Raw genomic sequence first — 8726 nt, forward strand, 5'->3', positions numbered from 1 at the left:
ACAGAAACCTTGCCAATCCGTCTGCGCCTTCGGCTTGACTTCTTGGGGTTTCATGGTAAACTAGGAATTGCTATATGGAGCACATGCGCCGGAAGGAACTCGCCATGTGCGGGGGAGGAAACAAATCTTTCATGGAAAAGTTGATTATACAGGGCGGCTGTCGGCTCGCAGGGCGCGTTAAGATCAGCGGTGCGAAGAACGCCGTACTGCCCATCATCGCCGCGACGCTCTTGGGGCAGGACGCCCCAAGCCGTCTGGATGAGGTTCCGTCGCTCGACGACGTGCATACGATCACGGAAGTCCTGCAGGCGCTCGGCGTCCATGCAGAATTTGATGCGGCGGCGAATGCGCTGACGGTAGACAGCCGCGAGATCAAGAGCACAGAAGCGCCCTACGAGCTTGTGCGCAAGATGCGCGCCTCATTCCTCATCATGGGGCCTCTGCTCGCGCGTCTCGGTCATGCGAAGATCTCGCTGCCGGGCGGCTGCGCCATCGGCACGCGCCCCATCGACCTGCATCTCAAGGGCTTCGAAGCCTTGGGCGCGAAGATCGAGATTGGGCATGGCTACATCGAAGCGCGCGCTGCCGAAGGGCTCAAGGGCGCACGCATCTACCTTGACTTCCCGAGCGTCGGCGCGACGGAAAACATCCTTATGGCGGCCTCGATGGCAGAAGGTCAGACCGTGCTCGAAAACCCCGCGCAGGAGCCGGAGATTGTCGATCTCGCCAACTTCCTCAACGTCATGGGCGCAAAAGTGCGCGGTGCAGGCACGAACGTCATCAAGATCGAGGGCGTCAAAAAACTCACAGGGCACAACTACACGATCATCCCCGACCGCATCGAGGCGGGTACCTACATGGTCGCCGCCGCCATGACGCAGGGCGACGTCTATATCGAAAACGCCATCTCCGAGCATCTGAAACCCGTCATCGCCAAGCTCAAGGAAGCCGGCGTCACTATCGAAGAGGATATCGACGGCATTCGCGTCGCCTGCGACCATCGCCCGAAAGCCGTCGACATCAAGACCATGCCGTACCCGGGCTTCCCCACGGACATGCAGGCGCAGTTTATGGCGCTGCTCGCCGTCGCCGACGGTGCGGGGCTCGTGACGGAAACGGTCTTCGAGAACCGCTTTATGCACGTCGATGAACTCAAACGCATGGGAGCCGCCATCAAAATCGACGGACGCACCTCCGTCGTCGAGGGTGTGGATCATCTGACGGGCTGCCAGGTCAAGGCGACCGACCTTCGCGCCGGCGCCGCTATGGTGCTCGCCGCGCTCGTCTCCGAAGGCGAGACGCAAGTCGGCTACATCCACCATATCGACCGCGGCTACGACAAGCTTGTCGAAAAGCTCGTGGGACTCGGCGCCGACATTCGCCGCGCAGACAGCTGAATAAAAAAAAGGATTGTGCGCTGAGAAAACTCATGCACAATCCTTTTTTATGCTTTATTTACTTTTTATCCAACGCCTCGGGATCGATGCGGTTGGCTGTGTCAATCAAATCGTTGTACTCCTCGACCATATCGTTGTATTTATCATTCGTACGATTTGCAAGGAAGGTTCGCACGGCGCCGATATAGCGATTGATATCGCTCTTATAACGATTCACTTCCGAGCCGTTGAGTTTTTCACTCATCGCAGTTATATCCTTGATCTGCGTCTCGACCGCTTGTGTGTCAAAATTCGAATCTTCCAGAGCATCGGCAAGCTCCCTCAACTTGATGTTCAGCTCAGAGAATGTCGCCGCATTCTCTTTGCCCGCCTTTTTCAGCTCTTCAAACTGTGCGCGATGCACCTCTTTGTTATGCGCAGAGACGATGGCGTCCATTTTTTTATAGGCTTCCGTAAATTGATCGTGAAGCGGAAGGAACTGCTGTGCAAGCTCTGTTCCCTGCGCATAATTGTCAGCAAGATAACCTTTGGAAGAGTAATAGTTGTCCAATTTCTCCGCCACCGGCACAAGATCTTTGAGTATGGCAAGCGTCGCGTCAGCAGCCTCATCAATATCCGAATAGACGCCGCTCGTCGTCTTATCTGCACGCGCTTTTTCGAGGTTCTCCTTCAAGGCGCCGTATCCCGGCAACATGCAGCTCACCATCGGCGTTCCTGAACGCAGGTCTGCCAGTGTTGGCGAAATGGCATAGTCAAACGTAACAAGTTTGCCGTTGAAAGCATTCGTCGCCTCGATGTACGGAGCAAGCGCCGCCTGCTTCTTCTGCAGCCCCTGCACGCCGTCCTCCGAAAACATCCGCGAAAGCGAAGAGCCGCCGTCCCCATCGCCGCCGATGCAGCCGGTGAAGAGCATGGACGGCGCGAGCAAAAGACCGCCGACAAGAAATACGGACAAGGCACGGCGCAGTTGATTGTTTTGCATAAAAATCCTCCTTGTGTAAAAAACCTTATGAACCGAGCGATCCCTTAACGATTCATATATAAAAGATCAGCCTTAGTATAATACGGCAGAATATCATGCGTCAAATTTCTTCCAAATTCTTAATGCAAATGGAGTTCATGCGGGTTGCTCTTGTTTGGATGAAATTTTCTCGAATTTTTAAGGTACCGCGAGGAAAAAAGATGCGTCCAGCCAGCTGTGCTGCCTTTATCCGCTCTTCCTTTTAAGATGCGCCATGCTCTTTTTTCCATCGCTTGATGTCCATGAGACGCGCCTTGAAACGCCCTTCCAGCCCCTCCTCCGTCGGCTCGTAATAGACGCTTCCTAAGAGATCGTCGGGCAGACACTGCATATTCGTGAGCTTATCCTTCGCGTTGTGCGCGTACTGGTAGCCCTTGCCGTAGCCCTCGTCCTTCATGAGCCGCGTCACGGCGTTTCGTATGACGAGCGGCACCGGCTCGGCGAGACGTGCCGTTGCGTCCGCTTTCGCTTTCAAATAGGCGACTTCCATCGCATTCGACTTCGGCGCAAGCGACATATAGACAACGACCTCCGTCAAATGCACCGAGCACTCCGGCATACCGATGAAATGACACGCTTGATACGCCGCGACGGCAAGTTCCAAAGCGCGCGGATCGGCAAGCCCCACGTCCTCGCTCGCAAAGCGCACAATGCGCCGCGCGATATAGAGAGGATCCTCCCCCGCCTCCAACATGCGAGCGAGCCAGTAAATCGCCGCATCCGCATCGGAATTGCGCATCGACTTGTGGAGCGCCGAAATCAGATTGTAATGCTCCTCACCCTTCTTATCATAAAGCAGCGACTTCTTCTCCATGCACTGCTCCACCGTCTCACGCGTAACCTTGATCGCGCCTTCTTCCATATCGCCGTTCAGCACGACAATCTCCAACGTCGAAAGCGCCGTACGCGCGTCGCCGTTCGAGAACACGGCGAGCGCTTCCAAAAGATCATCCGCGATCTCCACCTTTTGCCCACCGAAGCCCTCGGGCGCAGCGAGCGCACGACGCAAAAGCTCCAAGATATCCTCCTTTTGCAGCGCCTTGAGTACAAAGACGCGGCAGCGCGAAAGGAGGGCGCTGTTAATCTCAAACGACGGATTCTCCGTCGTCGCGCCGATGAGGATGATGCTGCCCTTTTCCACAAACGGCAGAAAAGCGTCCTGCTGCGCCTTGTTGAAACGATGAATCTCATCGACGAAGAGGATCGTACGTTCGCCGTACGCAGTGTTCTTCTCCGCCTCCTGCATGACCGTGCGGATCTCCTTGATGCCGCTCGTCACAGCGGAAAAGTCGATGAATCGCGCTTTCGTCTCCCCCGCAATGACGCGTGCAAGCGTCGTCTTGCCGACGCCCGGCGGTCCCCAAAAAATCATCGAAAAAATCTTGTCCTCAGCAATGAGTTTTGAAAGCATCTTTCCCTTGCCCACAAGATGCTGCTGCCCCACATAGTCCGCGAGTCCCTTCGGCCGCATACGCGCCGCCAGCGGCAGATCGGCTTCGCGTCGAAAAAGCGAATCCTGCTCCAAATTCGTCCCTCCATCCATCATTTCTTTCTATTATAACAGAAGAAGAACATGAGTCAAAAGACAGGTTTAAGACAAACCGCCTAATTCACGATATAGTCTAGAAGAGAATTTTTATGCAAAAAATGGAGTGAGCAGCATGTACCGCTTCTTGGAAAATTTTGAAACGGGAATCCCTTTTATCGACAATGGACACCGCCGACTTTTGGAAGATATGGAAGAAGCACGCGAAGCGCTCGCTGCAGGTCACGAAGACGAATACCACCGACTGCGCGGGCAGCTTTTAGAGACGATGCAGGATCACATCGTCAAACAGCACGTATACGAAGAGGAAATCATGGTCATGTCGCATGATGCCGAGCTAGATGGGCAAAAAGCCGATCATGTGCGCTTTCGCGATGTCATCGACCGCCACAAATCCTCGATGAACTTCCAAAGCGACCACGAGGATCTGACGACTCTCATGAACTTCCTCAACGAGTGGTTCCTGCAGCACATCCTCTCAAGCGACATGCTCATCGGCAGCGCCCTGCGAAAAGCAAAGGCAGCCGCGGTAAAGGCAAAGGCGCAGGCGGCAAAAGAAGCGCGCAAAGCAGAAACGGCGCAGACCGTCAGGAAAGAACCAGCCGTCGAAGAGCCAAAAACATCGGCAACGCAACCGACAGAAGCGGCAGACAAACCCGCTGCTCCCGCAAAAAAAACGACGAAAAAACGCACCGCCGCCAAGAAGCAGCCAACCGCTGCCGAAGATTCCGGCAAAAATGCCAAGGACAGCGCTTCTCCCGCAGAAGCTGCAAAACCTGCGAAAAAACCGCGGAAAACCACTGTCAAAAAGCAGCCCGCCGAAAAGACAGTCGCCGCTGCCGAGCAGTCCGTGCCCATCGCCGAAGCCGCCGCAAAGCCTGCCGCGCCCGTCGCCGAAGCCACAGCAAAGCCTGCCGCGCCTGTTGCCGAAGCCGCCGCGAAGCCTGCCGCGCCCAAGGCAAGCAAGCCGAGCAAGCCGACGACGACCGTCATCAAGTCGAAGAAGGCTCCTGCCGATCCCTTTGCTTTCACCGATGAATTTCGCACGCAAATCCCGCTCGTCGACAAGGAACATGAAACGCTCTTCAAGCTGGTACGCCAGACGTATGACCTCGTGCACGACGAATTCTGTGTCGACAAGTTTGACAACATCGTTGCAATCCTCGAAGAGCTGCGCAACTACACCATCAAACACTTTGCCGATGAAGAACGCTATATGAAGAGCATCAACTACGACGGTCTTGCCGAGCAGGTCGCCGCTCATACAGCATTCGTCGAGCAGCTCAACAACCTCGACCTCGACGATATCGACCGCGACCAAGAAGGCGCGCTTGACGATCTCATCAAGTTCCTCCTCAACTGGCTCGTGCAGCACATCCTGAAAGTCGATAAAAAAATGCCCTACATCGAAGAAGCGGCATTGAATCTGACGGAATGACGACAGAATCATCAAGGCAGCACGCTGTACATATAGCCTCACACCTTACAGAAGCCTAGCCAATCGGTCTGCGCCCTTCGGGCTTGACCTCTTGGGCTTCATGGTAAATAAGGCGGCGCATAAGTCCATTCCGACTTATGCGCCGCCTTTTCGATGCGCCAAATACATGAAAGCCGTTACTTTCATGCCCGTACCTTGTCGCCTTGATGCTGCCGGAAGCGCCCTGCACATACATATCCTCCGCCCCTCAATCGCCTTGTCTCCCAAGCATCTTCTTCTCCTCCCCTGCAAAATCTGCACCTTGCTGCACCAGAAAGATATGATGCTCGATGACGCGCCCCAAAAAGTGAGCGAGCCTTGTCGCGGCGATCTGCAGGAAGCCCAAGATCATGAAAAGACAGTCAAATCCCCAGACGGAGAAGATCGCCGCTCCCGCAAAAGCAACGTAAAGCACCGTCAGAAACTTTGCCAAGATTATGCCCAAGACCATGCGCACGGCGCCGCGCCGCACCATGCGGCGGTTGCGGAATTGACGGCGCACGAAGTCCCGCACGCGCTTCCCCAGTTTGCGCGGCTCCCGCAGCATACGGCAAAAGGAAAGGACAGCCTCGCGCTTCCATTGCAGCCACGCATAGAGACGCGTATTCAGATGCCGCAGCGCTTCGGGCAGAGAGGCGAAATTGCCCAAACCCTGCAGCCAGCTCCGCACTTCCAGACACTTCCCCAGAGCACTTTTGAACCAACCCCAGAGATTGAAGTCGATCTTGCGTATATACTGCACGATCTCCCTCGTCGAGAGATCGGCAAAGCGCAGCGGTACATAGAAGAGGCGCAGCAGGACGACTTCCAGAAAGATGAGCGTTCCGCGCAGAACGAACGCCAGTGCATAGTGGCGCACATAGATTTCAGGACGTTTCCGAATCGCCCGCATCTTGCCGCGCAGCTGCTTCAAAAGCTTCATTGCCAAAATCCCTCCCCGCATCCCGCTCTTATACCTAAAAGGATTTTAACATAAAGCATTTCCCGCCGCAATATGCAAAAATTCTGCATCATGCCCCGAAAAGTTGAATAAAAAAAGTTCCCCTTGCTCTTTACAAGAGGAACCCTTTTCTTTCGCTATGCCGTTGCTCTGCGCACAACGCTCAGCCAATCATGCTCTTGATGTCGCTCTCGACGTCCGTAATGCCGCCGATACCGAAGGTCTCGACGAGCACGTTCGCGACATTCGGCGAAAGGAACGCCGGCAGCGTCGGCCCGAGGTGGATGTTCTTCACGCCGAGATGCAGGAGCGCGAGGAGGACGATGACCGCCTTCTGCTCATACCATGCGATGTTGTAAACGATCGGCAGTTCGTTCACGTCGGCAAGCCCAAAGACTTCCTTAAGCTTCAGCGCGATGAGCGCCAAGGAGTACGAATCGTTGCACTGGCCCGCATCGAGGACGCGCGGAATGCCGCCAATGTCGCCGAGATTGAGCTTAATGTACTTATACTTCGCGCAGCCTGCCGTCAGAATGACCGTATCCTTCGGCAAAGCCTCAGCGAAGTCACGATAATAGCTGCGCGTCTTGTGACGACCGTCGCAGCCGCCCATGACGATAAACTTCTTGATCGCGCCCGACTTCACGGCTTCAACCACCTTGTCAGCAAGCGCAAACACCTGCTCATGCGCAAAACCGCCGACGATCTCGCCCTGCTCCAACTCCGTCGGAGGCGCACACCTCTTCGCCAACGCAATGACAGCGGAGAAGTCCTTCCTGCCATTCTTCTCCTCGATGTGCGGACATCCTGGGAAACCAACGGCAGCCGTCGTGAAGATGCGGTCCTGATAGCTCGCCTTCGGCGGCACAATGCAGTTCGTCGTCATAAGGATCGGACCGTTGAAGGACTCGAACTCCTCTTTCTGCTGCCACCAGGCGTTGCCATAGTTGCCCGCGAAATGCGCGTACTTCTTGAATGCCGGATAGTAGTGCGCGGGCAGCATCTCGCCGTGCGTGTAGACATCAACGCCCGTGCCCTCCGTCTGATCGAGCAGCTCCTTCAAATCCTTGAGATCATGACCCGAAATCAAGATACCCGGATTCTTGCGCACGCCGAGATCGACCTTCGTGATCTCCGGATTGCCATAAGTCTCCGTATTCGCCTTGTCCAAGAGCGCCATGACATCGACGCCATACTTGCCTGTCTCCAACACGAGAGCCGTGAGATCATCGCCCGAAAGACTGTCGTCTAAGAGCATCGCCAGCGCCCTCTGCATGAAGGCATCGACCGCCTCGTCACGGTAATCGACGACATTCGCATGATGATTGTACGCCGCCATACCCTTGAGACCATACGTCGCAAGCTCTCTGAGGCTGCGAACATCCTCATTCTCCGTCGCGAGAACACCGACATCCGCCGAGGCCGCTTTCGCGTGAAACTCGCTTCTTGCGCCATTCCAAAGAGCCGCCGCCGGAAGCTTCGACGCATCTGCTACGTCCTTCATCATCTCTTCCTTCATGCGCAGCGTCTGTTCAATCGCATCGGCAATCGCCGCCTCATCGAAATTCGCATTCGTGATCGTAATGAAAAGATTCAGCGTGACGCGATCATTGACCGCCTGTGAAACCGACTTGCCCGCTTCGCGCAGCGCCGTCGAAACGGCGGAAATCCCCTTCGTCACATAAATCAAAAGATCCTGAAGCCCTGCAACCTCCGGCTTCTTACCACAAACGCCCACCTGCGTACATCCCTTGCAGCCCGCCGTCTCCTGACACTGAAAGCAAAACATCTTGTTCTCCATGTATACCATCCTCTCTCTTTGCAATCTAACGAGAAGCGCGCACAGCAGCTCCTCTTGACAGCTCTATCATAGCAAAGAGAGTTTCCCTCTTCGGTAACGCTTGTTACAAAAACGAAAAAAGTCCTTGATTTTCCTTAGTTGATAATCTTTCTTCCTATTATTTTCTGCCTTTACACGCCTCGAACACTTTTCCATCACAATTCCCCCGACAAACCTCGCCAAGTGAAAATACTGCCGCTGCAAAGTTTTCTGCAAAAAAGGAAATTCCCCCTAGCTTTTTCAAAAGAAGTCTGCTATACTAGAGCAGTCGGGGCGTGGCTCAGCTTGGTAGAGCGCTTCCTTGGGGTGGAAGAGGTCGTGGGTTCAAATCCCGTCGCTCCGACCAGCTTAGTATTTTCAAGGCTTTAGGGGTTATTCGAGCGCCTATCGAATAGCTCCATTTTTTTACCCTGAAGCCCCAAGAGGTCAAGCCATAGGCGCAGACCGATTGGCTAGGCTTCTGTAAGGGCGGCGCACAATGTCCACAAAGTGGACGTTTGTGCGT

7 protein-coding genes and 1 tRNA gene are annotated in these 8726 nt (G+C 54.9%); 3 read left to right on the forward strand and 5 right to left on the reverse strand.

All coding sequences use genetic code 11. The features are described 5' to 3' along the window. The first annotated feature begins 131 nt into the window (after window positions 1–131). On the forward strand, window positions 132–1397 hold the full coding sequence (gene murA / locus ACTTKG_RS07280; protein WP_442673572.1) for a UDP-N-acetylglucosamine 1-carboxyvinyltransferase: 1266 nt from the start codon (window positions 132–134) through the stop codon (window positions 1395–1397). 58 nt (window positions 1398–1455) lie between these two features. On the opposite strand, the gene ACTTKG_RS07285 is transcribed toward murA, so the two are convergent. Both ACTTKG_RS07285 and ACTTKG_RS07290 read right to left on the reverse strand, forming a co-directional pair. Further along, on the reverse strand, window positions 1456–2379 hold the full coding sequence (locus ACTTKG_RS07285) for a DUF3829 domain-containing protein (RefSeq protein WP_442673573.1): 924 nt from the start codon (window positions 2377–2379) through the stop codon (window positions 1456–1458). Window positions 2380–2620: 241 nt separating this feature from the next. Continuing rightward, window positions 2621–3961, reverse strand: coding sequence for a replication-associated recombination protein A (locus ACTTKG_RS07290; RefSeq protein WP_442673574.1), 1341 nt, complete (start codon window positions 3959–3961; stop codon window positions 2621–2623). A 118-nt stretch (window positions 3962–4079) separates the two neighbouring features. Between ACTTKG_RS07290 and ACTTKG_RS07295 the strand changes: the two genes are divergently transcribed. Continuing rightward, on the forward strand, window positions 4080–5402 hold the full coding sequence (locus ACTTKG_RS07295) for a bacteriohemerythrin (protein ID WP_442673575.1): 1323 nt from the start codon (window positions 4080–4082) through the stop codon (window positions 5400–5402). Between the two features lie 55 nt (window positions 5403–5457). Here ACTTKG_RS07295 and ACTTKG_RS07300 read toward each other — a convergent pair whose 3' ends face one another. The 3 genes from ACTTKG_RS07300 to hcp form a co-directional block, all read right to left on the reverse strand. Then, window positions 5458–5637, reverse strand: coding sequence for a hypothetical protein (locus ACTTKG_RS07300; protein ID WP_442673576.1), 180 nt, complete (start codon window positions 5635–5637; stop codon window positions 5458–5460). Window positions 5638–5649: 12 nt separating this feature from the next. After that, window positions 5650–6363: a hypothetical protein gene (locus tag ACTTKG_RS07305; RefSeq protein ID WP_442673578.1), complete on the reverse strand. Its 714-nt coding sequence runs from the start codon at window positions 6361–6363 to the stop codon at window positions 5650–5652. 181 nt (window positions 6364–6544) lie between these two features. Next, window positions 6545–8182: a hydroxylamine reductase gene (gene hcp / locus ACTTKG_RS07310; RefSeq protein WP_442673577.1), complete on the reverse strand. Its 1638-nt coding sequence runs from the start codon at window positions 8180–8182 to the stop codon at window positions 6545–6547. 308 nt (window positions 8183–8490) lie between these two features. Here hcp and ACTTKG_RS07315 point away from each other — a divergent pair. After that, a tRNA-Pro gene (locus tag ACTTKG_RS07315) sits at window positions 8491–8567 on the forward strand. Window positions 8568–8726 lie beyond the last annotated feature (159 nt).

The organism is Selenomonas sp. (genome assembly GCF_052169755.1).
Classification (GTDB): Bacteria; Bacillota; Negativicutes; order Selenomonadales; family Selenomonadaceae; genus Selenomonas.